Source organism: Caballeronia sp. LZ043 (assembly GCF_031451075.1).
Classification (GTDB): domain Bacteria; phylum Pseudomonadota; class Gammaproteobacteria; order Burkholderiales; family Burkholderiaceae; genus Caballeronia.
In genome coordinates this window covers 453644-479903 of sequence record NZ_JARUXT010000001.1, presented here as the reverse complement: position 1 = coordinate 479903, position 26260 = coordinate 453644, and the positions used below count along the sequence as shown (strand labels likewise).

13 protein-coding genes are annotated in these 26260 nt (G+C 55.2%); 8 read left to right on the top strand and 5 right to left on the bottom strand.

The window, feature by feature from the left end; translation table 11 throughout:
* Positions 1–81 precede the first annotated feature (81 nt).
* The gene (locus QCE64_RS02215; RefSeq protein WP_310002547.1) at positions 82–2010 is read left to right on the top strand and encodes an AAA family ATPase; all 1929 of its coding nucleotides are present in this window, start codon (positions 82–84) and stop codon (positions 2008–2010) included.
* A gap of 139 nt (positions 2011–2149) precedes the next feature.
* Positions 2150–4366: a hypothetical protein gene (locus tag QCE64_RS02210; RefSeq protein WP_310002546.1), complete on the top strand. Its 2217-nt coding sequence runs from the start codon at positions 2150–2152 to the stop codon at positions 4364–4366.
* Positions 4367–4793: 427 nt separating this feature from the next.
* Here the strand turns inward: QCE64_RS02210 and QCE64_RS02205 are convergent, their stop codons facing one another.
* Complete coding sequence (locus QCE64_RS02205) at positions 4794–5165, bottom strand: amidohydrolase family protein (protein ID WP_310004117.1); 372 nt, start codon at positions 5163–5165, stop codon at positions 4794–4796.
* 484 nt (positions 5166–5649) lie between these two features.
* Between QCE64_RS02205 and QCE64_RS02200 the strand changes: the two genes are divergently transcribed.
* The 6 genes from QCE64_RS02200 to QCE64_RS02175 all read left to right on the top strand — a co-directional run bounded on the left by QCE64_RS02200 (position 5650) and on the right by QCE64_RS02175 (position 19069).
* Positions 5650–5877, top strand: coding sequence for a hypothetical protein (locus tag QCE64_RS02200; protein WP_310002545.1), 228 nt, complete (start codon positions 5650–5652; stop codon positions 5875–5877).
* Positions 5878–6611: 734 nt separating this feature from the next.
* Positions 6612–8099, top strand: coding sequence for a hypothetical protein (locus QCE64_RS02195; RefSeq protein ID WP_310002544.1), 1488 nt, complete (start codon positions 6612–6614; stop codon positions 8097–8099).
* A gap of 1052 nt (positions 8100–9151) precedes the next feature.
* A protein-coding gene (locus tag QCE64_RS02190) for an IS3 family transposase (protein WP_310002543.1) occupies positions 9152–10386 on the top strand; the annotation gives its coding sequence in 2 pieces (ribosomal slippage) (positions 9152–9506 and positions 9506–10386; 1236 coding nt in all).
* A gap of 177 nt (positions 10387–10563) precedes the next feature.
* Entirely contained in the window at positions 10564–14460 is a 3897-nt protein-coding gene (locus QCE64_RS02185) for an SIR2 family protein (protein WP_310002541.1), read from the top strand.
* A gap of 50 nt (positions 14461–14510) precedes the next feature.
* Entirely contained in the window at positions 14511–18302 is a 3792-nt protein-coding gene (locus tag QCE64_RS02180) for an SIR2 family protein (RefSeq protein ID WP_310002540.1), read from the top strand.
* 89 nt (positions 18303–18391) lie between these two features.
* Positions 18392–19069 (top strand): DUF2971 domain-containing protein, encoded by a 678-nt coding sequence (locus tag QCE64_RS02175; RefSeq protein ID WP_310002538.1) that lies wholly within the window; start codon positions 18392–18394, stop codon positions 19067–19069.
* Positions 19070–19079: 10 nt separating this feature from the next.
* Here QCE64_RS02175 and QCE64_RS02170 read toward each other — a convergent pair whose 3' ends face one another.
* The 4 genes from QCE64_RS02170 to QCE64_RS02155 form a co-directional block, all read right to left on the bottom strand.
* On the bottom strand, positions 19080–22835 hold the full coding sequence (locus QCE64_RS02170; protein WP_310002537.1) for a hypothetical protein: 3756 nt from the start codon (positions 22833–22835) through the stop codon (positions 19080–19082).
* Positions 22836–23292: 457 nt separating this feature from the next.
* Positions 23293–24078, bottom strand: coding sequence for a hypothetical protein (locus tag QCE64_RS02165; protein ID WP_310002536.1), 786 nt, complete (start codon positions 24076–24078; stop codon positions 23293–23295).
* 52 nt (positions 24079–24130) lie between these two features.
* Positions 24131–24664, bottom strand: a complete 534-nt coding sequence (locus QCE64_RS02160) for a hypothetical protein (protein WP_310002535.1) — start codon at positions 24662–24664, stop codon at positions 24131–24133.
* A gap of 23 nt (positions 24665–24687) precedes the next feature.
* Positions 24688–25401 (bottom strand): hypothetical protein, encoded by a 714-nt coding sequence (locus tag QCE64_RS02155; RefSeq protein WP_310002534.1) that lies wholly within the window; start codon positions 25399–25401, stop codon positions 24688–24690.
* Positions 25402–26260 lie beyond the last annotated feature (859 nt).

Genomic DNA, 26260 nt, shown 5'->3' with positions numbered 1-26260 from the left:
CATCAGCTAATGCACCCCTGTTGTCCGAAGGCGAGCGCTGAACAAGACGTCAACTAAAATGGATAACGTGGCGAGGTCGTCGTGCACATTGAGAAGCTCGAGATAAAGAACCTTAGAACCATCAAGCACACCGTTTTTGTGCTTGATTTTTACAACTGCCTTGTGGGTCCGAACGGGGCTGGCAAGTCGACGCTTCTCCTTGCGCTCAATATCTTTTTCCGAGAATCCGAAGGAGTATCGACAGACGTCCAATATCTCACTGCTGAGGATTTCCACCAGAAAGACACCTCGCAGCCCGTTGAAATCACCGTCACCTTCTGCAACCTGAGTGAAGCGGCCAAGGAGGACTTCAGGGACTATGTTCGCCAAGACAGACTCATTGTGACGGCGAAGGCCACATTTGACCCGGCAATGGGACGCGCCGAAGTCCGTCAGTTTGGAGAGCGTCTTGCAATGACTGAGTTTGCGCCCTACTTCGAGCGGCAGGGCGACAAGGCGAAGATTGATGAACTACGGAGTATCTATGCCAGGCTGCAGGAGCAGTTCGACCTGCCCAAGGCGGCGGCAGGCCCTGCGATGGCCGACGCTCTTCGCACTTTTGAAGCGAATCGCCCGGAACAGTGTGTACTTATCGCGAGCGAAGACCAGTTCTATGGCGTAAGCAAGGGCACGGACCGGCTGCGTAAATATGTGCAATGGGTGTACGTCCCCGCAGTGAAGGACGCGAGCACGGAGCAGTCAGAGACGAAAGCAACGGCGCTGGGAAAACTTCTTGCACGCTCCGTTCGTGCAAAAGTGAACTTCGCTGAACGTCTCACGACTGTCGCACAGGAGGCTCGAAACCAGTATCAAAAACTCCTGGATGAGAGCCAAGGCGCATTAGACGAAATCTCGAACTCTCTGCAAAACCGTTTAATGCAATGGGCTCACCCGAATGCTAGCCTGAAGGTGAGTTGGCAACAGGACCCAGTCAAGTCGGTGAAAATTGAGGAGCCGTTCGCGAGCATCATTGCAGGTGAAGGAACATTCTTTGGTGAGCTAGCTCGATTCGGACATGGCTTTCAACGCTCCTTCCTGCTTGCACTTCTACAAGAGCTCGCTGGTCAAACCGACACAGAAGAACCGCGGCTCATTCTGGGATGTGAAGAGCCTGAACTTTACCAACATCCTCCTCAAGCCCGGCATCTCGCGAGCACATTGACGACCCTTGCCGAAAAAGGCTCTCAGGTGCTTGTAACGACTCATAGCCCGCTATTCGTTTCCGGTAATTCCTTTGAAAGCGTTCGTTTCGTGCGACGTGACTCGACCTCCAATTCATCGTCCGTGATTCAGCCGCTCCCAAAATCAATCAACGACGAACTTGCTCGCGTTACGGGCGAACGTCCACTGGACCACCGGGGCAGCCTGGCGCGAATCGCACCCATCCTTCAACCGGCCTTGACGGAAATCTTCTTCTCGCAAAGGCTCATTCTCGTTGAGGGCATTGAAGATGTCGCGTATTTGACCTCCTGGCTTGCCCTCACGGACCGACTTTACGATTTCCGCAGGTTCGGCTGCCACATCGTCTCCGTTGACGGCAAAAGTAGTCTTTTACGTCCGATAATCATCGCCAGACAACTGCAGATACCGGTCTTCGGTATGTTCGATTGTGACGCTGATTGCCATGAGAATCACAAAGCGAAGCATGAGAAAGATAACCTGTCATTGTTTAGGTTGCTTGCGATGGAGGATGGCGCCCCCTTCCCGACGCACACCGTTTGGGCGAATACGTTTGTAGCGTGGCCTACGAACTTCGGAGACGTGGTCAACCAGGAACTGAAGGAATCTTTAGGCGAGAACGTATACAACGACGTAAAGAATGAAGCCCACGCAAGTTACGGCAACGCCAAGTCGCTTCACAAAAATCCGCTACTCATTGGGGCAAAGCTCGCACTAGCTCTCGACAAAGGAGGCAAGCCCCCTTCACTGGAAAAGCTTTGCGATACGATACTCAACTTTGGTGGACATTGATGCAGCCAGTCGACACTGCACCGACGACAGGCCGCGCATGGCTTCGGGCTGCTCCAACAATGAACGATGCGCGCGGTGTGCGGCATGTAAAGCCCATCCGGTAACCACCTAGCGACTTTTTCAAAATACGAGGTTCGGTTTGGCCAGCGACTATCGCCTTTACTCCCTAGGGTGGAAGGCTTTCCAAGACCTGTGTCTGTCGGTGGCGCAGGAATGCCTTAAACGCCCGGTACAACGATTTCTACCATCGCATGACGGCGGAAGAGATGGCGCTTTTATCGGAACATGGGACGACGGCGAGGGTGCTGGATTCTCAACGATTCAGTGCAAGTTCACATCCATCGCCAATAGCAATCTGGTTCTCTCACACGTGAGCGATGAACTTGCAAAAATTCCTGAGCTTGCGAAGCAGGGGCTTGCCGAGGACTACCTTCTTCTGACCAACCACCCTGTTTCGGGCGTTTCCGCAGCGACTATTGAGGCCGCATTCGTTGCCGCCGGCGCGACCCGCTGCCGCGTGCTCGGAGGAGACTGGATAACCAGCCAAATAGACGAGTCTCCCCGGTTGCGAATGCTTGTTCCTCGTCTGTACGGCATTGGCGACTTGAGCAACATCCTCGACGAGCGTGCTTACGAGCAGGCGAAGATGATTTTGAGCTCGATGGGTGATGACATTAGAAAGCTCGTCGTGACAGATGCCCATCGCAAAAGCGTTGCCGCATTGAACGAGCATGGATTTGTGCTTCTCCTTGGGGTTCCCGCTGCCGGGAAATCGACAATCGGAGCAAGTCTTGCGGTTGGCGCTGCGGATATCTGGGGATGCTTGACTCTAAAACCGACTTCGCCGAACGAGCTTCGCGACCGCATCAATCCGCACGAGAAGCAGTTCTTCTGGGTCGACGACGCATGGGGTGCGACGCAATACCAGAAGTCCGACACCGAAGCCTGGAACCGGGTGTTACCTCACATCGCAAGTGCTATTAAGCAAGGTAGCAAGTTCCTGTTCACTTCGCGGACGTACATATGGGAAGCCGCGAAGAACGGTCTGAAGACGTCCGCGCTGCCTCTACTTACCAAAAGTAGCGTCACAATTCAGGTTGAAAAGCTTAAAGCCGATGAAAAAGCGCAAATTCTCTACAACCATATCAAGGAAGGCGACCAGAGCACCCAATTCAGACGGGAGATAAAGCCCTTCTTACCCGCCGTCGTCGAAAGTCATCACTTCCTTCCGGAATCTGCCCGGAGACTTGGAAATGCAATCTTTACAAGCAGCCTGAGCAGAAGCCAAACCGGACTGATTCAATTTTTCGGTAACCCATCAGAGTTTCTTCTAGAAACGATTCGAACGCTGACGCCCGAGAATCTTGCTGCGTTAGCGCTGCTTTTTGTGAATGCCGGGCGTGTGCCATCGCCAATCGAGGCATCGCCCGAGACAGCACTGGTCGAAAGTGCCTTTGGGGTTGGCTTGGCATCCGTGAGGTCGGCGGCAAAGGACTTGAACGAAACGCTACTCGTCCATGCACAAGGTCAGACTGGACCCTACTGGAGATTCAAACACCCAACCATCGCTGAGGCCATGGGCCGATACATTGCCGAAAACCCCGAACTCGTGGAGCTTTATCTGCGTGGTGCCAAGGTTGAGCGTTTGATGAATGAAGTCGTATGCGCCAATGTTGCTTTGGCAGGCTCGCTCGTCGTTGTTCCCGTGTCGTTTTACGATTTGCTGGTAAAGCGCTTCGCGGACGCATCCAAGTACAACCTTGAGAGCTTTCTCATCACGCGGGCCGATTCAATGTTCACAAAAAAAATGCTCGTACAACGGCCTGACCTCATCGAGCAAAAGATTGTGTTCTATGAGCGGGTAGCCGATGATTTAGACAGCGACTTCTTTGCCAGGCTTCACGAATTTGGCTTGCTTCCCGACCACAAGCGTCAAGAGTTTGCAGACCAAATGATTGAAGCGGTACTCGACCGTGCGGACGGAAGTGTCGTACGCACTGACCGCTTTCTCGACGTGCTCACAACTTCAGAGAGGGAACAGTTGCTGCTCGATATTCAAGAAAAGGTCCTCGACCGGCTGGAAGAGCATGTAGTCCGCACTAGAGAGGACTGGCAGCGAGACAACGACCCTGACAGTTTCTTCGATGACTTATCTGAGGATGTTGTCGCTCTGGTGCGACTATCCGCTCCGATGCGCGAAAAGACGGTAAAAGCTGAATTGGCACAACTAGTTGATTCACATCTCGACCACATGAGAGACGAATATCGTGGCACCGAGACATCAGACGCTCCAATCAGTACAACCGCGTCGTCAGATAGCCCGTCGGCAGCCATTTTCCGAGATATCGATGAGTAGCCGCGTGTTTAGAACATCAATGCAATCCTCGGCGACCTACCCAGCCTCCTTATCTATCCCGGGCGGCAGAACCTGCAAGCGGGCGTTGAAGGCCTTAGTCAGAATGCGCGCCGCTGACGCTCGGAGAAACACGTTAGCTGAACTTTCCCGCGGCAAGGCGCGCGTCGATGAAACTTAGGCAGGAGAGTCGGTTGCAATCTTCTGTCTGTTGACGTCCACGAAAACTGACACGCGACAGGGTCAGTTCTACAGCGGCGCTGTCACCGCGCGATGAACGTACTACGCAAAGATGCCGAAACCAGCAAGCTGCATTAGTCTGCGTCGAGGTACGAAAAAGGCGACGTTCACTGCGCCAAGCGTTCAGTGCGTTTTCCCAGTTCCGAGCATGAGTCGACGTGTACCAGTCCCGGTTCAATGTAATTCTCGGTCAGGTCGCTGCGGTTCCAAATCCATAAAGAGTCGCCGGATTGTCGACAAGAATACAATGTTGAGTCACCGTATCGGGAGCCGATGCAGCCAGCAAATCGAGGAGTTGTGCATCGTCCGGTTTGTTCACCCTTTCGGTAGAATGCGGCCAATCACTGCCCCAAACGACCCGCTCGGGAGCCGCCGCAATGTATGACCGAACCATCTTCGTCTCGTCTTCATAGCTCGGCGGTCCAACCTTTGCAATGAGGTAAGCGGCGGACACCTCCACCCAAGTGCGCCCTTGGTTGAGCATCCCACGGACAACGTTGTATGCATCGCGCCCTGACTCAGTTGTCGGCAAGAGGGCAATGTGGTCGAAGACTACGGACAGGCAAGCTCACGTAAGAAATCGCAGGTCACGTGCGGCGGTCTGTGGACGAGCGATGATATAAGTGACTCCCTCGTCGATTTCTGATTTCACGGCATTGAGCCGATGTTCATCGTGCAATCGGCGAGTCCAATGCAGCCGCCAAGGCGACCGCGTCCTAGGGAGCAGGTTCATCCCACCGCGGGTTCTACTAGAAGTTCTTTGGCATAGGCGAAGACAGCGGGTTCGTGTAGGCCGCGCCTGCCACAGGTGCGCTCGCCACGCCCCGGACCGCTGTCGCCGGATTATTCACCTTTAGGTAGGCTGCAACCATCGTCAGCGGTCCGTTGCCATAGGTGATTGACACGTCCACGGCCTCGTTGCGGCCTATCTTCCTCGGCGCTCGCCGGTTGGCACCACTGTTGTTGATGGCAAGCTCGAAGCTGCTGCGGCAGGTGGGCGCCCCGGCAGGCTGATTACGAACGACGGCGGCCACCCGAAGGCGACGATGCTGTCGAAGCTGACGTCGACTACCACGCTGGCCGACGCTTCGAATGCGTCGATTACGGTCAAAGACATCAATCGTCCGATTTCGGGAACGGTTGTGAACTGCGGCGCGCCCGCCGAGGCGCCGGTGACCACTCCCGCGCACGACTACTCGTGCACCAACTTCGATGACCTCCGGATGGCTACCCGTCTGATGCCGCTGGCGAGCGAGGTGTCGCAGCTACGTTGATGATTGAGGATACGAAAAAGCTTGAACGCCGAGGGATAGCACCCTCTGACTGCTTGCAACGGGGTACTTTGCGCCCCGTCTTATTTTCAACGGGTCATAAATGTCAGCGCGCCCATCGGTGATTTGAGCTGGTGATAGCTACATCGCGAGCGGTGCTCTTAATACGGGCGACGTCGGTCAACAAGAATCGCGTAGGCCGATGCCATATCCTTCGGGTCCGGATTCAACCACTGCTCCACATGCTCCGCCTTGATGACCAAACGCATCGCCGAGCATGAAGTCGCCTTCGGCAAGCTTCCACGGCCGAGCATACTGTCAGCGACCAGGTGCTACGGTATCTCCGGGTTGATAGACCCCAATGCCGATGTCATTGGTGGCCAGATACCCCGCGCACTCGCCCAACTGTTGATGGACGGGGGTGCATCTGCACTCGGCGCGGCACTCACGCCATTGCGACACTTCTTCTTTTAGTCGCTAGAGCTTGCCGGCTCAACCTACGCGTTCCACAGGCCGGGCGCCGCGCACACTCCTTCCGGAGGGACGCCCGCGGTCATTGCTTCCCTTCTATGCTCTCGTCCTCCAAATCCAATCCTGAACCACCGGCAACGGAGCGTCCCGTTGCATAATGCACAGCGCCAAAGGTTCCTTCAAAGCAACGCCCTGCACGCGCAATGCTGTCATCGACAGGGGACCGCACAATACCAACCGGAAAGACCGTCCGAGTCGCTCACTACATGCCGAACGTCGTTGAATATATCGAACCTTTCTCGACGAGCGTCCCGCTCGATTTCAGGCTCACCGCTGGACCGTTCCGAGCACAGTTCTGCGCCGTGACGACACCAGGAACAGCAACACCAGTCACGTCCAAACTGCCGGACCCCGCCACGCTACATGGATACATAGCTTTGCTCGCCGCTGCACTCGACAGCGGATACGGAGCGAATGCGGCACCGATGCCGGCCATGCCTGTTGAGGACCGGGTTTCGCTGTACCAGCATCTGTGGCGCCAGCTAGACTTGGCGCTGTCCTTGATTAAGTCGGGGACAGGGGGAATATCGGTCCTCCAGCCGTTTGCTCCTGAACTGGAGAAGTCCGCGAAATCCGCTCTTTCATACTTGCTAGGCACTTTGTACGCCCGCGTCGCAACAGGTCTTTGGGGGCAAGAAAACAGGTGGGGAAAAGTTGGCGCGTTCTGGCACTACGGCGTGCTCTCCAGTCATGCCGTCAATTTCAAGGTCACGAGCGCGAGCAAGGCACTCAATCCCGACTTTTTAGTACGGTTTGATGGTCGCGTCAGCCATTGGGCCTGCATCGAAACCAAGGGGTCACTCGGAGACCAAAACAATGAAGTCCTGAAATCGGGCTTATACCAAGCGGGCAAGCTTAAAAAATTGCAATGGCTTGATGCAGGCTCACTGACCACTGTCAACGCAGTTCCAGCTGAGCAAGCGTGCGTGATGACTTACTTTGCGCCGCCGGATAACACGTTAGAGGTTCTTTTGATGGACCCGCCCGCGGGTGAGGTGGAAGCCACGCCGTCGGACTTTGACGCACCGTTGCTTTTCAAGGAAGCAGGTGACTTCCTCTGCTGGACTCAGGCGTTAGAACAGTTTGACGGCATCGCAAGCCTGTCCGACGAGATTGAATTCGGCATGTCGGGAAGTAGATTCGACTGGGCACCCGTACCAGGAAGAAAGGACATTTGGGTGGGAGTTTCGATACTCATGCGTCAGAACCATGAAAGGCTAACTTGGGCGATTTCACTGCTCGAGTGGCTGGTGCCTGTGCTTAGCCGCTGGAGAGACAGACCGGACGTCAAGCCTCGGACTATCAATCGACGCTTATCTGATATGGTCCGTTACGCAAGCGAGCGCGCAAATCCCGGCAATAGGATTGACGTCGATGGGAGCGTTGAAATGTGGGCCGCTTTGGCCTCACGTCTCAAGGAGATGAAGCGCGGGAACAAGGAATTCGTCTCGTGGCTGACCCTTCTTGAGAACGTCTGGTCCTGCAAACTCTTCTCGGCTGGCTCAGAACGAATCGAGACGAACCAAAAGGTTCAATCACTGGGCGACCTGTGGAGCGCGGTCGACTCTGCGGTCCGCATTGAGGGCTCCTATTTTGAGCTTTCGAACGTCATCGACTGGGAAACAATGACTACCTTACCGTTCGAACACACAGCCTACGGTTTGATAATTGTCGGCTTTGCGCCAGACCAGTGACGACGCCCAGAAGGTTCCGTGGCGGCTTAACCTGCGTCACGGGTCAAGTCACTTCTGACGTATCAATCGCATTCTCGCAGGGCAGCGCGAGGCGATGGCTGGATTTTTGCCCAAGTTCCTACAAAGCCGGAAGCACATGCGTGTGCAGGCGCCTCCAGCTCCCCTCAGGTTCACTCGGGTCGGCTGCTACTGAGCCGTCCCCGCACCAGAACCAAATGCCTCTTCCTTGATTGCTGCGACGAGAGCGACATCATCTGAAAGCACTTGGTCCAACAAATTGGCGCGTACCGCATTACGACTTGTGCCCGTACATCGAAGCCATGGCACGTAGAGGACTTGGCCACCTCAATGCTTTCCGGCCGGTCCAACATCGGCATCGGAGGGGGTCCTTCCTGGAAAGGTCGTTGCACACGACGTTGGTCTCGCGTGGACGTACGGTGTCTTCATGAACTGGAATGATACGCCCCCGCCTCCTCCCAGTCGCAATCATTGACCCCGGTCGACCAAGGTTGTGCTGCCATGTAGACTGACCCGGCAGGGCGTCTACTGCGCAACGAGCAGCATGTCACCACACACTGAAGCGAGGCATTGTTGGAGAGCAACCTGCTCTTCAAGTACGTCAACGTTTCCACGCTGAAGCGGATAGTTGGGGGGTCCATCCGCCTAACCAGCCTGGGGCGTTCAATGACCCATTCGAGCTGCTGCCTGAGATAATCGTTCGGACTGACCAGACGGAGGAACAAATCAGCTTTTCGTTCGACATTCTCTCTCCCCTCGACGCGAAGCCCCCGCTCGACGCGGTCGTCCAAGTGACGGACGGGCACCAGTATCAAGGGGCCGTCATCGCCTTCAATGCCGACCGCGAGTTCTTTGCCGGTCAAATACCTGTCGAGTACGTAAAGGAGCGGCCGAACAAACACATCGATACCTATGAAGCTGCGCCCGTCCCATTGTCCGAGCTTTGCGCCAAATCCGTTGAGTGGAGGTATGGGCCGGCCCCCGCAAACACCGGACATGCGGCAACGCTTAAATTTTGAGGTAGTCTTCTGCCTATGTTTAAGCCTAGTCACAACGTGGAACCACTAGAAGTTCTGACCCAGCCGGAGCAGCGCCGCCGGCGTTCTGTTGAAGAGAAACTGGCGATAGTTCGCGAGACCTTCGAGCCCGGTGCAACGGTTTCGGGCGTCGCTCGCCGGCATCAAGTAAATGCCAACCAGGTCTTCGGCTGGCGCAAGCTCTATCAAGACGGGAGCCTATCGGCGGTCACTGCCGGCGAGCAGGTTGTGCCGGCATCGGACCTAGCCGAAGCGATGAAGCAGATTCGTGAGTTGCAGCGATTGCTGGGAAAGAAGACGATGGAGGTGGAAATCCTCCGTGAAGCAGTGGAGTATGGTCGAGCAAAAAAATTGACTGCGCGCTCACCATTGCTGCCGGGGGACGACCGTTGAAAACGGTCTGTGAAGTCCTGGGTGTGTCGCGCTCGAATCTGGCAGTCAAATTGAAGCGGTCGGCTGATTGGGTCGACCGCCGCAAGATGCCCGTCCTCGACGACATGGCGCTTGTGGCCGAACTTCACGAGCTGTTAGGCGACGTGCCGACATATGGATACCGACGTGCTTGGGCGCTGCTGAGGCGAAGCCGGGATGCGCAGGCTCAACCACGCGTCAATGCAAAGCGGGTGTATCGCGTGATGCGTCGCCACAGCCTGTTGCTTGAACGTCGCCCTCGTCAAGCCTCGTCTACGCGTCGGCACGATGGCAAGGTCGCGGTGGACAGAAGCAACGTGCGCTGGTGCTCGGATGGCTTCGAGTTCCGCTGCGATGACGGTGCTCCATTGCGTGTCGTCTTCGCACTCGACTGTTGCGACCGCGAAGCCATGAGTTGGGCCGCAAGCACAGGCGGTTACACTGGCGACATGGTGCGTGACGTCATGCTTCAAGCCGTCGAGAACCGCTTCGCCGGCGCGTTGAAGACCGAAACCGAAGTCGAGTGGTTAAGCGACAATGGTTCCTGCTACATTGCCGACGACACATTAAAGTTCTCTCGGAAAATCGGACTGAAGCCGGTCACGACACCCGTCAGAAGCCCGCAAAGCAACGGGATGGCCGAGAGCTTCGTTAAAACGATGAAGCGTGATTACGTTTCGTGGATGCCGAAACCCGACGCCAGGACGGCGTTGCAAAACCTGGCCATCGCGTTCGACCACTATAACGAGTCACACCCGCACAGCGCCCTGAAATACCGCTCGCCTCGTGAGTTTCGTCGGCAAGCAGTTTCTCCAACCTAAGCGTGACCGGGTGTCCGGTTATGCGGGGGCAAGTCCAAGGTACGAGCAGGAGGTCCGCACATCTCCGGAAACCCGTTTTCAACTAAAATGGCCCGCAATTAGGCGTAGGTGTTAACTAACGTTCGATGTCTGTCATCAGGACGCAAACCACAATGAAAAAGAAGTGAAGGCGAGAATATGCAAAAGAAATCGGCCGACATCATTGACCAAATGCAAGAGGGGACGCATTTACGTACCATCCGAAATGCGCTCAAAGAGGGCCGCGCAGCAGTGATGATTGGGTCCGGGTTCAGCCGAAATGCCGACGGAGGCAAGAAGCTCCCTTTGTGGGGGCCGCTAATGGACGGCCTGCTTGCTGACATTTATCCCGAGGGCAAGGCACGGGAGCAGGCAAAGAGTCGCTTTAGCGGGACGAGCGGAATGCTTCGGTTGGCGGAAGAGTACCAAGCGCTTCACAAGCGGGCTCAGCTTGATGCGAGACTTCACGAGTTGCTGCCTGACGCTGGCGTCGTCAATCCGGGGGAATTACACACCAGATTGCTCTCGCTAAACTGGACCGATGTCTTCACGACGAACTATGACACGCTGCTTGAGCGAACGCTCGATGCTGACCGTCGCCGCTTTCCCTTTCCGCGCATCAAATCACGCTATCAGGTGGTTACCGCCGCGAGCGATGTTGCGTATTCTCGCCGGAATGGCAGGCCTCGCATTGTCAAGTTGCACGGAACGCTTCGTTCAGGCACACGATTGATTGTTACCGAGGAGGACTACCGAAATTATCCGCGAGAGTTCGCTCCATTCGTCAACACCGTCCAGCAGTCAATGCTAGAGAATGTCTTTGTTCTGATTGGATTTTCCGGTGACGACTCTAACTTCCTGGCTTGGACCGGATGGGTGCGGGACCATCTCGGAGAAAAGTCACCGTCGCTGTACTACGTGACTCGTGGACCTGTCCCAGAGGGTCAACGATTGATTCTCGAGCAAAGACATATCCACCCCATCAATATTGAACCCCTCGGTCAGCAGGGCAATGGCACGTCGGACTACGGTAAAGCACTTCTTGAACTGGTCACATACTGGCAAGACGACCCGCCAGTGCGTCGCGCAAAATGGCCGTTTCACCGGCCCGCTCACGAATTCAACCATCAAGGCGCTACCGTGGAAGAACTGGTCGGTTGGTTGCTCATCGTGCAAAAAAACCGAGTCGAGTATCCGGGATGGCTTGTTGCCCCTGCTGGCAACCGTGACCGACTATTCGAGCAAGCTTCGCTTGGGCAAGCGATGAAGAAGTTCGACGATTTAAAGGAAAAATTGCCGCAATGGCTACGGGTCGTGTTTCTAAACGAAATCGTTTGGATTATGGATGTGGTCATGAAGCCCTTGCTGCCGTTTTACTGGTCTCTGATGGCAGAAGAGCTTGATACAGACCGGAGCGCCGAGAATGTCAATTTTGTGTTGCCCGACAGTGTGGACAGGTTGAGGGTGTCGGATAGCGAAATTGTACGTATGCGGGCAACGTTGGCACTGGCCATGCTGCGTGACGCACGAGAAGACGATGACGGAAACTCTTTCGAAAAATGGTTACGCTGGGTCAACGCGCTAGGACATGAGCAACTTTCGGCCGAGCAGCACTGCGACCTGCTTCACGAGCAATTGCTTTACCACTTGGAGCATCGACATATTGTTGACGCTCTCGATTTGCTTGAAAAGTTGGTCCCAGTAACACGAGGCGACGTTGACCCGTACTGGCGCATCCGTCTTGGCGCGCTTTTCGGTGAACTAAATATTGTCGCCCGAGGTTTTGAAATTGCCAAAAGTGGCTTGCATGACATCAGAGACGCTATTCAATTTGACGGCGAATCTGCATATTTGCTCTCCCGAGAGCAATGGGGTGAGTGGCTTGTCGAAGCTCTCATGTCATCGAATCGAAGAGACCCTAAGAATCTGTCGGGGACAAATTCGCAGAGTGCTCCGAGTACGAGCGATTTGTGGTCTCCTGAGTCTGGATTGCAATTGCGGATTGCTGAGGCACAGGCAAACACTGAAGTGGAGGAGGTTCAGGAACTGAAGGTCGAACGCAACGAAAACGCGCGAGATAATATGGAACATCCATACGCCATCATGGATGACGCGAGATACGAACTGAACCTCGCTGGAAGCATGCTCGATAGCAGCGTTATCAATTTCGACGTACGTCGCGTCCCGCCAGAAAAGAGGCCTCCGTATCTCCGCAATGAGGCTGCGGTGGCGGCGAACACTTACGTTCGGCTAATTGAGCGGGTCTCACTGCCGCCAGCTATTGGAAACATGGGCTACGGTGCCCGGACGCTGGAAAACTGCTTTCGCATTCTGTCTCTGAAGGGGGCTGCCAACGCGAGCCTTCGCTTGCTTATGCGAGCCAGCGCTGGTGCCGGAATGGGCTCAAGCGCGAATACGCTCGACCTTGCAATCGTGTCCATGCTTGGTCCCGAGCGCGCCAGTACAATTTTCGGCCAGTGCCTCAACGGAATCCAATCGGTAACAGAAGACACCAGATTGGACAGGTCGACTCGTTTTTCACTTTCAGCGATGCTAGACATTGCTTCGAGATTAGCTTTCCGGCTAGAGGTGGAATCAGCGATATCTCTATGCGACCTGGCGATTCATCTCTATGGTCTAAAGCTGTTCCAGTCGGATTATCAAATGCATCGGTCGCTCCGGACCTTATTCGAGCGGACCCTGTCTCTTCTTCCTGCGAATGAAATTGCGAAATTCTATGAGCGATTGTTAGTGCTCTCAACCAGCAAGACGTCTTCGCCCGGTAACCGCTATTCGTGGCCTGACATTGCCAGAATGCTGCCGCGACCAGATGTCGCGTTTCCGAAACACGCATTGTCAACTGTTTCAGACCAGTTACTCGATGAACTTGAGCAGTTGCCCTCTCTAAACCAGTCGAGCGAGGCGACCCAGCATCTCAAGGCGTTGCATTGGATTTTCGCTGCGAAGCAAATGACGGAGCGTCAAGAGGAACGTTTCGGAACATTGGTGTGGCGCGACGTTCCGGAAGGAAGTCTCCCGCGAGCTGAGGGGTTTGTAAGGTCGATAGCTCTGATGTGGCCAGTAGCACCAAATAAACGTGCGAAGGTGACGTCAACATTCAAACACTGGCTTGCCGAGACAGACGTGCCGGACATGGAACGTGACGAGGACATTGGCGGCGAGCGTAGGCGAATTATAGGGATGCCAGATAACACTCTCTTCATCGAACTCGCCAACAGTACAATCTTCAGTCGCGATGTCAAGTGGTTAGAATCTGAGCTTCTGCACTTGTTGGAGAAAATGCGAAACTGGTGGCACCGCGAAGGTGAGCGCTTGTCAATCGAAGCTGAAAGCAAAACCACTGACGACATGCTTCGCACCGGCGTCGCGGGCCGTCTTTTAGCAATCGCTGCTGTCACTCACTACGTCGTTTCCGACGTGGTGACGCGCGAAGCCATCGAATCGCACGGGTATCACGATTGGTTCAAGTCCATTTGGGATGCCGGCATGCGAATCGATTCAGCCCTTTGTCCACTGCTGTTTGCCGGTGCGAGGTGGTGGCCGGAGTTCGAGGACGCAGCGCTCGACTGTTTCATCGCCAATCTTGACAGCAGTCAAGACGAGGCAGTTACCGGATATGCTCTTGATTCAGCATCAGTTTGGCTCGCAAGGCACGAACAACCAACGGCATCGACGCGACGTTGCATTAGCTACCTAATTTCCAATCTGCGTGGGGGTGCTGAATTTCAGGTTGAACGGAAGCTCAACGCACTAACAAAATTGCTTGAGAGCGAGCAAAGAATTCACATCGAGGAAGAGCTCGACGTCCTGATTTCCAAATTATGTGGTTTGATGTCTGACCTCCAAACCGGCCGGCTTTCATATTCTGGCAAAATCAATCTGTACGCGTCGCCACTTTTGAGAGTCGCGGCGGGCAAGACAATAGTTGCCCTAGGAAACGCCTTTGCAAGCTGCAAGAGCGCGCCGACTTGGAATGCGGTTTGGGACTTGGTTCGAACCGACACGTTGCTACTTGTTCGCAAGCAAACGCTGTGAATTTCGGGAAGGTTCGACCCATCCATTGATACGCGACACCGGGGACCACAATGCGCTTCGTTGCCAACGGCCCATCGATACCGGACAACCTTTTGGTCGCCCGCGATGCAGGACAGGTCTTGTTCTTTTGCGGAGCCGGCGTTTCAAGAGCCGAAGCGGGATTGCCCGACTTCGCAACCCTCACCGATAACGTGCTACAGGTCTTAGGTTCTGCGGGAGATAGCGAAGCTAGAACTCTTTTGAGGAACGCCCGAGCCGCAGAGAAAACGTCGGGTGTTCGAGGTTTGTTGGCCTACGACCGAGTGTTCGGGCTGCTTGAACGAGAATTTGAACTGGCCGACATTCGAGAAGCCGTGGTGACCGCGCTTAGACCTGCGCCTAATCATACGCTAGGCCCACACCGGGCTTTGCTAGACCTGTCGCGGACTCGAAGCTCGCTTCCGCGACTTGTTACCACAAATTTTGACCGCCTATTCGAAGAATGCAATCCAAGCATCCCTTCTTTCACTCCGCCGCATCTCCCCGACCCGCAGCGCGAGAACGATTTCCAAGGAATCATCCATCTGCACGGTCGCGTTGATGAGCAATATAAACATGCTGATGGCGACGAGTTTGTACTCTCAAGCGCCGAATTCGGTCATGCGTATCTATCAGATGGGTGGGCTACCAGATACATTCTCGCACTCTTGCAGCGGTTCGCAATCGTGTTTGTCGGATATGCGGCAGACGACCCGCCAGTCCAGTACCTTCTTGAGGCTCTCAATCGATTCAAGCGCCCCGCCCATCCGCTTTTCGCCTTCCATTCAGGCGATGAACTTCGAGCAAAACAACAGTGGGCTCACCGAGGGGTCACGCCGCTTACATTCGATAGTTCAGACAACTACTCGGGCTTGTGGAACACCCTATCGGCGTGGGCAGAAAGGGCCAAAGATACGGACGGCTGGTACCGACGCGTAATCGAATCCGGCCAAGCCGGACCAGCGCAGCTATCGAAACATGAACGTGGAATGGTCGCGCATCTTGCGGCTACTAAAACGGGAGCCGAGGTGCTTGCGAACTCACCGTTGACGTTGCCTGCAGAATGGCTGCGCGTCTTTGACCGGACCGCCCGGTACTCGCTTCCGGGTTTGTACTGGCATTCCGAGACGTATGACAAGAATGACCCATTCGATAACTACGGCATCGACAGCGATGCTCAACCGGAACCACCGAACACGAACAATCGATTGGAAGCACGTCAGGTCCCGAGTGAGGCGTGGGATGCGTTCTTGACCACAGTCGAAGATAGAGACAATCTCCCCGAGTCAGCAGTTTCCGCCGTTCGTTCAAGCCACTTGCAGAGTTCGACGCTGCCGTCCCGGCTCGGACATCTAGGCTGGTGGCTTTGCAGGATTGCACATCAGCCGGCTGCCCTGTGGTGGGCCGCGGACCAGCAGTCGTTGCATCCGTCGATTCAGCGCGACATTGAGCGCTCACTAGTCCACAATTCAGACCGTTATTCACCGGCACTCCGGCAGGGCTGGAGTATTTTGCTTCGATGTTGGCGACAGCCGGAAGTCAATCCCGATAGCGATAGATACACCGTGGAGCGGGCCGCCAGCATAGACGGCTGGTCTAAGGCGACAGTCGCCTTGGCAATGTCAATATATAACCCTCGCCTTGCTGCGTCCCGGCCATTCAACAGTGTGGCCCCCGATGTCAATCAAAACTGCGCGGTTGCTGAACTTGTCAGAGTAAGCGTCGAATATCCCCGACCACACGAGCCTTTTAAGTTCCCGCCGAACATGCTCGCACGAGCCGTCGCCGCGTTGCGGGAGACCATTCGGCAGGCAGTTGACCTAGAAGCGGAAGTGAACGGTCATGACCGATTGCACCTTGATTCAGTGTCCAATGCAGAAGGTCACATCCTCGATACAAACTACAACGGATTGACTGGCCATGTGCGACTATTTGCAACAATGCTGCTGGAACTCGCCAAGATAGATGGAGTCGCGTCGCGAAGCGAGTTGCAACAATGGCCGCGCGACAACGCTGTGTTCGAGAGGCTGCTCATTTGGGCTACGGGGTGCGCGGACCTTACTACGCCGGACGAAGCAGCAACAATCCTGTCGACAGTCACTGATGACACGTTCTGGCTGGGCTCCTGTGAAACCGACCTCTTAATCGCCCTGAAGACTCGATGGAATGACCTAACCGAGAGAGCAATTTGCACGCTTGAGGCTCGGTTAGTCGACGGGCCATTTCCCTATGCAGAAGAACGTTCTGACCATAATGAACTTGCGGCGTACTATCGGCTAAACCGCATTCATTGGCTAGCAGACCACGGCGTCGCGTTTCGTTTTGATACTCCATCTGTTATTGCCTCTCTACGTGCCATTGCGACCAGCTGGACGGAAGAAGCCTTGGACTTCGTGGGTCACCCGTCTGTAGGAGAAGGTACGTCGGTAGTCGTTGACTACGAAAGTGTCGCTCTCAATTCGCTGCCTATTGACCAAGTGCTCGCCGCTGCAGAAGCAAAGCGGCAGTTTCGGATACGTTCGGCGGTTACGTATCGTCCGTTTCGAGGGCTATCAGCGAAGCAGCCGGCTCGCGCGCTTAGCGTGCTCACTCACGAGTCCCGCCGCGGGCGATTCGTCGCTTGGGCGTGGGTCGAGTTCCTCGACGGCAGCTCGTCTGTGAATGTGTCCAGCCAATTCCTGACGGTGGTAGCGGGGCGCATTGCGCGTCTAAGCCCACTAGAGCTGTTGGAGATACAACGTTCTGTCTCCGAGTGGCTTTCAACTAATAGTGAACGACTATGGGTGCACTGCCCACAGGCATTCGAGCTAGTGTGGGAAGCAATGCTTCGTTCATTGACTTTGAACCCTTCCGTGGAAACTAACTATGCCGAGGACCATGATTGGGTGGGCAGGGCTATGAATAGCGTCGCTGGCCAGCTGGTGCAAACTTGGTTCGGCCACCCTGACTACAAGGAGTCAGACTCCTCCTTGGGCATTCGAGATATTTGGCTGGACAGAATCTCAGGCCTTTTGAAACTGCCTGCAGAGCATCAACTACACGTGATTGTCCTCTTGGCCGCCAGATTGAACTGGCTTTTCCACATCAGTCCAGTTTGGACGAAAGACCGATTGTTGCCATATAGCGAAGGAGAATCGGCCGAGCATTGCGCATTTTGGGCTGGCTATCTATGGACAAGCAAGATTCCGCAGGTCGAACTATATCCGCTGCTCAAACCTCAATTTCTTAGACTAGCGGCCCGGCAGGATTCGCGACGGAGCGACGCCACTGCACTAGCAGCAATGGTCCTTGCCGGTTGGGGCCGAAATCGTAAGAATTTGGAATTACAGGAAGTGACTGACAATGAGTTGCGCGAAGTTCTCATTCACGCGAACGACGAGTTGAGAACAATGGTTCTAATTCACTTGAAGCATTGGGCGCAAGACCAGACGTCTCCATTTGCGAAACTCGTTCTCCACTTCCTTGCTTCGGTATGGCCACGGCAGAAAGCGGTTCGCACAGACCAAATGTCAGAGAGGCTTGTGGAGCTATGTCTCGCCCTTCCAAAACAACTTGCTGAACTCGCGCCATTGGTGATTCCCCGCCTGGTCAGACTTCGCCCGCAGTCTATGGCGCTTTACCACAGCGCCGAAGTCGATGAAGCGATATTGACCCATCCGAGAGAGCTGTGTGACCTCCTCTCCGCAGTTTTATCAGAAAATGCGAACAACTGGCCGTATGGTACGCGTGATGTGATAACGAAGTTGTCTGAACACGCTAGCGTGTCAGGCGAAACGAATCTGTCAAAGCTGATGGAACTTGCGAACCGTTTTCACATGCAATGACTTGTGTCCGCAGTGAGTCGCTTCAGAAACATCCCTCTCGACGTAACTATTGCGGCGAACGAATAAACACTGAGACCCTGAAAAAAAGCATGCGACTTTACTACCTGACCGAACTTAAATGGGCCGAAAAAATTCTTCGCGAAGAACGATTCAAGCTTTCAACTATTGCCGAGCTGAATGACCCTTTCGAACTACTGGGGGCGGCTGTGGGAGAAAAGACCGCCCGCCGCGTGTACCAGATGCTGCATTCGCATTGGAGACAAACAATTGGGATGCTTTGCACATCGCGCTCCTGGGAAAGTCCCGTCATGTGGGCCCACTACGGCAACAAACATCAGGGAGTTTGCATCGGGTTCGATTTGGACGCAGCGGACGCGTACGAGGTCACTTACAAGGAAGACCGCATAACAGGGTTGCTCGCTAACATTGGTCACGGAAAGAAACTACTTGAAGACCAGATGCATGCCATCCTCACGACAAAATTCAAAGACTGGTCGTACGAACGAGAGTGGCGTCTGTTTGCACGCCTTGACCAGAGAGCGCCAGAGGACGGGAAGTACTATTTGAACTTCGAGCCGCATATAAAGCTACGAGAAGTCATTTTAGGTGCTCGGTGTAACGCGAGCGTCCAGACCGTCGCCGAGGCAGTTCAGCCGACGCACGCGCGAGTCGAGGTTTTCAAAGCTCGGGCGGCGTTTGATAGTTTTCGAATTGTCCGGCAGAACAATGTAGCTTCGGTATTCATAGAGCCGAGCAACAAGGCCTAGCAAATCACACTCAATCTCGTAAGAGCCGCTGTGCCGCCTGCAAATCTTCACGCTCGGCGTCACGTGTCCATCCTTCAGAGATGCGTCTCATGAGCGCCGCTGCCCGAGGGAACTCGGGCATTGCTTTCGCCCATTCGAGCGACTGCGCCGCCAAAGCACGCTCTTGGGTTCCGCCTTCACCTACGGCTTTGGTATATACGCCACGCATGTTGTAGCGCTCAACCATCAGGCCGTTTTCGAGTTCATCTGATGCAAACAGCTCAATAGCTGACCGCACCGCTTCATGTGGCCAAGCAAAATCAATTTTGCTCGCTGGTGCGTGTGCAAGAAGGTGCCCGATACGGGAGTCGGTAACATCACTTCGCTTCGCCGTTGCCGCTAGGCGACGCACTTCTTCACACCACTTCAAAAGCGCGGTTTCGTCGACATCGTCACCGTTCTGCCCTGGGATTACTTCGATTCCACTGAGTAACTCGTATGAGGCAATAGCGACTTGCTGCTCGTTTTCCGTGAGCTGCGTGGAATCTTCGTCGGATGTCTTATATACAACGCAGATAGCCTCCATATAGAGCATGGGCTGTTCTGTCAGCAGCCGATGCAATACTAGCGGCTTTTTTCTCTGGTCAAGGCATGGGAGATACGCAAACTCGCGCCTGGCTACATCTATTGGCTCAACGTCGTCCCTTGTTTCAAGCTCTTTGAATACCAGCTCTACGACGTACTGAGTCATCGTGTCCACAGTCTTGCCAGACGTGTTGATTTCACGCACACCTGAATCGAGTAATCGAATTAGCGACGCAGTCGGCACATCAGGCAAGCGCCGAGCAACCGCGTGCATAGCTGATATCGCCCGCCCGTTCGCCTCGTAGTTATCGAGTGCCTGAAGCAATACGTCTTTGTCGCCCCTCACCTCGATTGGCTGCTTGCGGGTCCAGTACGATGTATTCGTATCCTCCCCAAAAGTTTCGACCAGAGTCCACGTATCGTCGTTTTCTGGCAATCCCATGAGTATGTTTGCGACGCGCGCGGGTTCGAGCTTCGGATAGTCAACGATTCGCCGTAATGCCGCTAGGAACTCCTCCCCATATCGGGAAAGTCCGTCCACGACCAGCGCGGCTACAACGAAGTCGAGCTGTTCGCTAGACGCCAGTGTCATGCGCACAAGTTCAATTGACAAGTCCTGTGACAAATGCAACGCCTGTATTGCGCCGACGACCTGATGGGGAAGCTTGACTCGATTGAGAAGCGCAACTATCGCGCCGATGCCGCCTTGCTCAACAATTTCCCTGAGAGCGCCAAGGCGCGCTGACTCGATTTCGGCCCAAGGGTCCGACTCTGTCGCAAACGATTTCGCAATCGCAGGTAGCCAGTCGTCAAACAGCCAAGTATTTTCAAGCGATGGGTCATTTGGTCGGTACTCATCCACGAGTGCGTCAACTCGTGACAGCTGAGCGGCACCCAACGCCCATTCGGCATCGGGAAATGCGTGATGGCGGTTGGCTTCTTTTCGCAACGTATCCCAGATGTCATTGCGCACCTCACCAGACGTTTCAGCAAACATTCGGCTTAAATGAATACAAGTTTCCTCGAAAACCTCGGGCTGAAAGTTACCAAAAGCTCTTATTACCGTGCTCCAACGGTCGACATCGTTCCCAACATGCGCAAGAGCAAGTCTGACTACTGCGTTCTGAGCGTCCCAAACCAACCGATACGTGAGCTTCTCCTCAGGGTCCGCCTCAAACTCTCGCAGCTTTGGTCGCGCCGTTTGATTCGATGTGTCGTGAAATTGGGGTAGAAGTTTGGCAAGCAGCGGCCAGGCGATGGCCGGGACCTTCTGGATAATCTGAGTGAGAACCGCGACTCGCGTCTTGCAAGGCGCAGCCGTATGCGGCCTCCATGTTAGGAATATTTCTCGCAAGCTGATAAGGGGGCGATTCGATATGCTTCCACCCGGGTCAATTTCAGCGAGGCGCGCTAAGCAAAGTGCGACACGCGGCAACAGGCCAGCGTCCCAAGCCAAGGTTTCCAGCGCCCAGAGGAGGCCGGTGTGATATGTACGCGGGGTAATAAAGCCCTTCTGCTCGTCGAATATCGGCCGAATCGCCGACGCGTCGCCCTCGAGCAGGCGCTCGAGGGCGTCAAGAAAAGGGATAGGCGCAGCCTCCGCGAGTAGCGCGAGATTGCGCTCGAGGCTGGCAATGAGACGGTGGTCGCTTGAAAGCGCGGGTATCCCCTTAACGATATCGTCCACAAATCGCTGGGGCGTCGACCCTGGAATGGAAAAATCAGCTTGTTCGTGCAGGACAGCCATGTGCAAAAGCATGGTCATCATGCCTTCGCGGAGCCATGAACTATGGCCCAACTGCCGCTCGGATGGAGCTTCGAATAAGTCATCAGCACTCGGCGTCGCTGGTATGAACGAAAAAACGGTTTTCGCTGCCAAAGCAAACTGCTTGAGATGCTCCGGACCAATCAGATGGCCGAGATTTACGAACGCGTCGACAGATGAACGCATCGTCCAGATATCTCCAAGGCGGTCCACCGGCGGGTCCTGGAGTTTGGCAAGCTTGCGTAGCGGTGCCTCTACTGCCTCATATTCCCTATCAAACGCAAGTGTGCGCACAACAGATTGGTCCGAGTTTCGCGTTGCTTCCCAAGCCCCAGCAAACAGTGCCGGCAGCAACGCATCGGCGCTACCCACCCATTCAGGTGTCACCGCGGTGCCGCTAGGTCTCTGACGCGCAAGGATGGCGAGACTTCGACCACAACGCCTTGCAATCGCATAACCTTCCTCTTCTGTAAGGCCCATGGCTACAAACGCCCTCCCGAGTGCCGAACTCGAAGGGCGATTCAAAAGTACATGATTAGTGCGTTTTTCGTCGGCACCCGCGCTGACAATGGTTGGAGCGCTCCGAGCGAGAAAGCCCGCGAGTCCCCGAGCTTGCCCTCGCGGGAGAAAGATAAGGTCGGTTCGACCGTTGAACGAACGGGCTGCATCCTCCGTGTCGACTACTAAGGTTCTTGCCTCAAAGAAAAAGCGCGTCGCTGGTTCGGCTTTCCGGATTGCGGCTATCGCGAATGCCAAGACTTCATCGGGACTGTCAGCACTGTAGGCGGGTCTTTCTACGCCTCCACTAAGTCCTCGCAAGAGTTCCACAGCTTGCTCTTCTCGTCCGGCAAGCAAAACGTCCTCGGCGAGCGTCGGAGCAAACCGAGATGCAAATTCATGCCAAAACTCCTCGGTGCTGCGCACTCCAGTCGGCGGCATAACCTTAAGCACATTTTTGGCCCAACGCGCCGCGACTGCGGGGCACAAGAACAACCAATCTTCAAGCATCGCCCCGTCGATGTACCTTACGTCCTTCCACTGTCCGAGGTCACGCTTCGCAGAAACCCAATGACTTAGTTTCTCCTTCGGGTTGTCCCACACGCGTGGCGAGGCAAAGACAAATGTGGTCAGCTTGCGCGTCGCTTCATCGACTTGCAGAGTACGTTTTTCATAGTCGCTGGTCGCCTTGGAACTCGACGCATCGGTGACCCCAAATTCCCAAATCGATTTTTCATCCGGGATATAAGGCGCAACGCCGAGTGCGTCCAATTCCCCGTCGAAACCTCTGACCTGTCCTTTGTCGCCATTGGGAAACCGGAAGTCAGCGATGCTGGTCACAGTCGCTCTAATCAAATCGGCGACAAGTTTAGGAAAGGCCGTTCTCGCCTGGATAGTATCGGCCCATTGGTGTAAGTTCAATGCTGTAATCCAACGCATGCCGATACTCTTTCAAGGGTTATTTTAAAATTAGCTGCAACTGCAAGTGTACATTCACAAATGGGACGCAACCAGCGCCTGAGCCGACTTCTACGGCCGCAGCGATTCGCACCGCGACGGCGCTATCCTGTTGGGAATCCGTAGCGACACTTCTGGTCTGCGGACCTGGATAGCATCCCGGTGAACAACTCACCACGTTCGCATCGGCGGCGCACTTGCTCTTTGTAGCCCACACGGGACACCATCATGACGACCATGAGACGGTAATCGACGGCTTAACATATCCAGCCCCCTTTCCGTTCGACCCGGTTCGAGCGGATGACACGTGACTGGGAATTGAACGCCCGAAATCATTCTGGGGCGGCGCCACGTGCGTCGGAGCGGGCTTACTCGTCTTTCGGGGCAATACGATTGATTTGCGGTGGGTCATCAGACGGCCCGCAGTCAGCAGAACCCGCTACTGTTCGAAGCGCACCAGCATGCGGCGACCAAGGTATCGCCCATTTGCGCCGACCTCCAGACGCACCGACCGAAGCTGTGAGTAGCTTTGCGCGTACCGCCCAAAAGCCCTTTGCCGAAGAAGGCCAACTTCCCGAGCATGGCCCGCCTCGAAAGTTAGGTTCGTCTTCTCAGCCACACTCGCTTGACGCAGACGCGATGCTAGGAATGCAGAAGTACGGGACGACACCAACAATGGTGAGTCGAATGCGATTGTCGTTGCCCGCGCCCGCATTGCCAAGCGAACTACTTCTCGCAGTTGCGAAGCTAGCCACTGGGCGTCACGGGGCCTGAATTGAGTGCGAGGAAGATGTACGCGTATCGTTCGTCCGTACACGGAGGTCATCAAGAGCGATTTTTCTCTACGCACCCGAACAAACATGCTCAGCACGGCAAGACCGGCAATCGCTAGCAGAACCACGCTGATAAGGCTGGACGGAAAGACGTGCTCTAGGGCCGCTGAAGCGCCTACCGATGCGACAGCAACGAATGGCGCATTCAGACGTGCAAAGCCGACGAACAGAACCCGTTGGTACCGGCTTGCCAAGACGGCAAAGATGGCGGCATTCAATCGTTTCATGGCGTCCCGCACGAAATCTCGAACAACTTCGGACGCCGCCGTAGCTGTTATAGCAGGTGATTCCGCTTCTGGTTCGCGCGTGTGGGAATCCATCTGGGCCGCTTGTTTGATTTGAGACCACTCGCCAAAGATGTCGGTGCGCCGCCAAATGGCGAGCACCGACATCGACCATCGCCGCGTTGTGTCGGGTCGGAAAGCCTATCAAAAGGATTGAAGGCTATTTCACTCGAATCGGAATCCGATATCCACCTTTGTACGATACGGTCTCATCGACACGGATACAGGGCACCGAGCGCCCGTCGCCGAGCCGGCACGACGTAACGTCGAGTCGCCCGCCCCTGCTATCAAGATATGCGACCCGCTGTTCGAGGTCCGTCTTCTGCTGCTCAAGACGGGAAACGGACCATGCGGTCACTCCATACCATGTAGCCATCGCCGCCAGACTTACCAGTAACACGGGCGCGCAGATGCGTAGTACCGAAAAGGTCGCGGCACGGTCAAGCGCCTTCATTGCCCTATCTGCTGCCAAGTTCGCCGATTCGACCCGAGAAGTGAGCGTCTTTGCTGCGGCCTCGATTGTTGTATCGAGTTGACTTTTGACATCGGCGACGATTGCTGCGGGCATAGACCGGCTCTGCTGCTCAATGGCTGCGGTCAAGGATTTCATCGCTCTTACAGCATCGGCCGTCGACTTCTGGTCACGCATTGCTGCCTCAAGCAACGTTCCCAGCGCGTCATAGGCGTACTTCATGCCGTGGACTTCACCATTCATAATCAAAACCTCGGTCTATGCTTTTTTTTTAAAGACAGTTGGCGGCTTCTTACTGCATGCCCGCGTTCTAACTCCATAGATTGCTGTTGCACTCTCCCGAAGTACGCCTCGCGGACCAGACTATGGTCCAGGAGCAGGTCCCTTATGTCTGGGACGAGCACGTAGCGGAGCCCCTGTTCCCGACTTAAATTTATGAGCAATCCGCCGGATGAACCTTGGAGGCCACCGTGCGAGACAGACACCAACGCTAGATAGGCCTCGTATGAGGCACGCGTCGCTTCGTCAATCACCTTCGAGACAGCATCCTTGGCGACCGATGACGTGAAGCGTTCTATTGTGGTGGCGGGAACAGTCTCATCCACGAAGTCGATATACGGCACCGCCCTGGAAACGAAGGCACCTTCCTCTTCCGACGTCTCGATGTACCAATGAATCTCCCGAGATATGGCTAGCATGTGCTGGCCTGCGCCAAGTGCGCGGGATAGGACTTCGCGCTTTGTTTCTTCCTTGATTGAGTCGTTTTTCTTGCGCTTGAACTCAAGCAGTCTCGTCACGCCCGTGTTTGAGACCATCAGGTCACCCAGACTTTCGTCTAGCGGTGTTTGCTGCATTAAGTTTACGCACATTGGCCGGACTGACCCGTGGCTTTCCTGCCCGACGGTAAGCCCAAGGCTGTATAAGAAATTGCCTATGACGATGTTCTCGTACGGTTCCATATTCCTTTACTTTCACCGCTCCCAAAGCACTGTGGAGAATTCAACTTGCGCAAGACTCGCACATTGAAACACGCGTGCAGTTTTGCTCCGCCGAATTGCTTGCTGACTGAGTAAACGGCTCGAATCGAGGCATTCTTTAGACAAATAGGATGTCTCTCACACGAACCCTCGCATCTGAGGGAGGTCGCATCTCTGGCCGCGGTCCCTACCGAGTGCATTGAAGGACGTTGATGACATCGTTAAGCCGCGGCACAAGCGAGCATGAATCCGGGCGGCAATGTGCAAGTACATCAAATTGGAGACTAGAGGCTGCAGATTCTGACGCCAGTTGCATGCGGCAAACCGGGCCATGCACCGGGTCTTGCGAACGGTCATTCCGTGGAAGCAATAAAACCGGGGGTCTGTTTGCGGGCAACGACGACATCGTGCCGCGGATGTGAGCGGCGGTGGAATCACATGCAAGGGAGTGGCCGGAAGACTCCCGGCCCGGGGGCGGTGGAGCGGCGGCGGCTGGAGTTAGCAGGGGGAAGCTACTTTACTACTTACCATCCGTTGGTCTGGCGTTTCCTCGATTGCCCGCCAGATTTGGCGCCGGTGGTGCATGGCTAGGTGCCGCCGGTGAAACCGGTCGGCAGCCGGCCACGCCCGGGACTTCCAAGCTTTGGAAGCACCATCCGCGGCGCGGCTGTAAGCGTCATTCTGCGGCCGCATGGACAGAGCTGAAGCCGGTGTTCAAAGTAATGTCCGTTACTTCAAGTGATGGGGACTACTTTGGACACACGGAATGCGCGATCATCGAACCGCAAAGGCAGACCGAATTACACACCAGAGTACCGGCGGCAAGTTGCCGTCGCGGCGT

Excerpts from the sequence above, each read along its gene's own strand:
- QCE64_RS02200 (WP_310002545.1), top strand. The coding sequence starts at position 5,650 with ATGCTGTCGAAGCTGACGTCGACTACCACGCTGGCCGACGCTTCGAAT.
- QCE64_RS02195 (WP_310002544.1), top strand. The coding sequence starts at position 6,612 with ATGCCGAACGTCGTTGAATATATCGAACCTTTCTCGACGAGCGTCCCG.
- QCE64_RS02185 (WP_310002541.1), top strand. The coding sequence starts at position 10,564 with ATGCAAAAGAAATCGGCCGACATCATTGACCAAATGCAAGAGGGGACG.
- QCE64_RS02180 (WP_310002540.1), top strand. The coding sequence starts at position 14,511 with ATGCGCTTCGTTGCCAACGGCCCATCGATACCGGACAACCTTTTGGTC.
- QCE64_RS02175 (WP_310002538.1), top strand. The coding sequence starts at position 18,392 with ATGCGACTTTACTACCTGACCGAACTTAAATGGGCCGAAAAAATTCTT.
- QCE64_RS02170 (WP_310002537.1), bottom strand. The coding sequence starts at position 22,835 with ATGCGTTGGATTACAGCATTGAACTTACACCAATGGGCCGATACTATC.
- QCE64_RS02165 (WP_310002536.1), bottom strand. The coding sequence starts at position 24,078 with ATGTCGGTGCTCGCCATTTGGCGGCGCACCGACATCTTTGGCGAGTGG.
- QCE64_RS02160 (WP_310002535.1), bottom strand. The coding sequence starts at position 24,664 with ATGAAGTACGCCTATGACGCGCTGGGAACGTTGCTTGAGGCAGCAATG.
- QCE64_RS02155 (WP_310002534.1), bottom strand. The coding sequence starts at position 25,401 with ATGGAACCGTACGAGAACATCGTCATAGGCAATTTCTTATACAGCCTT.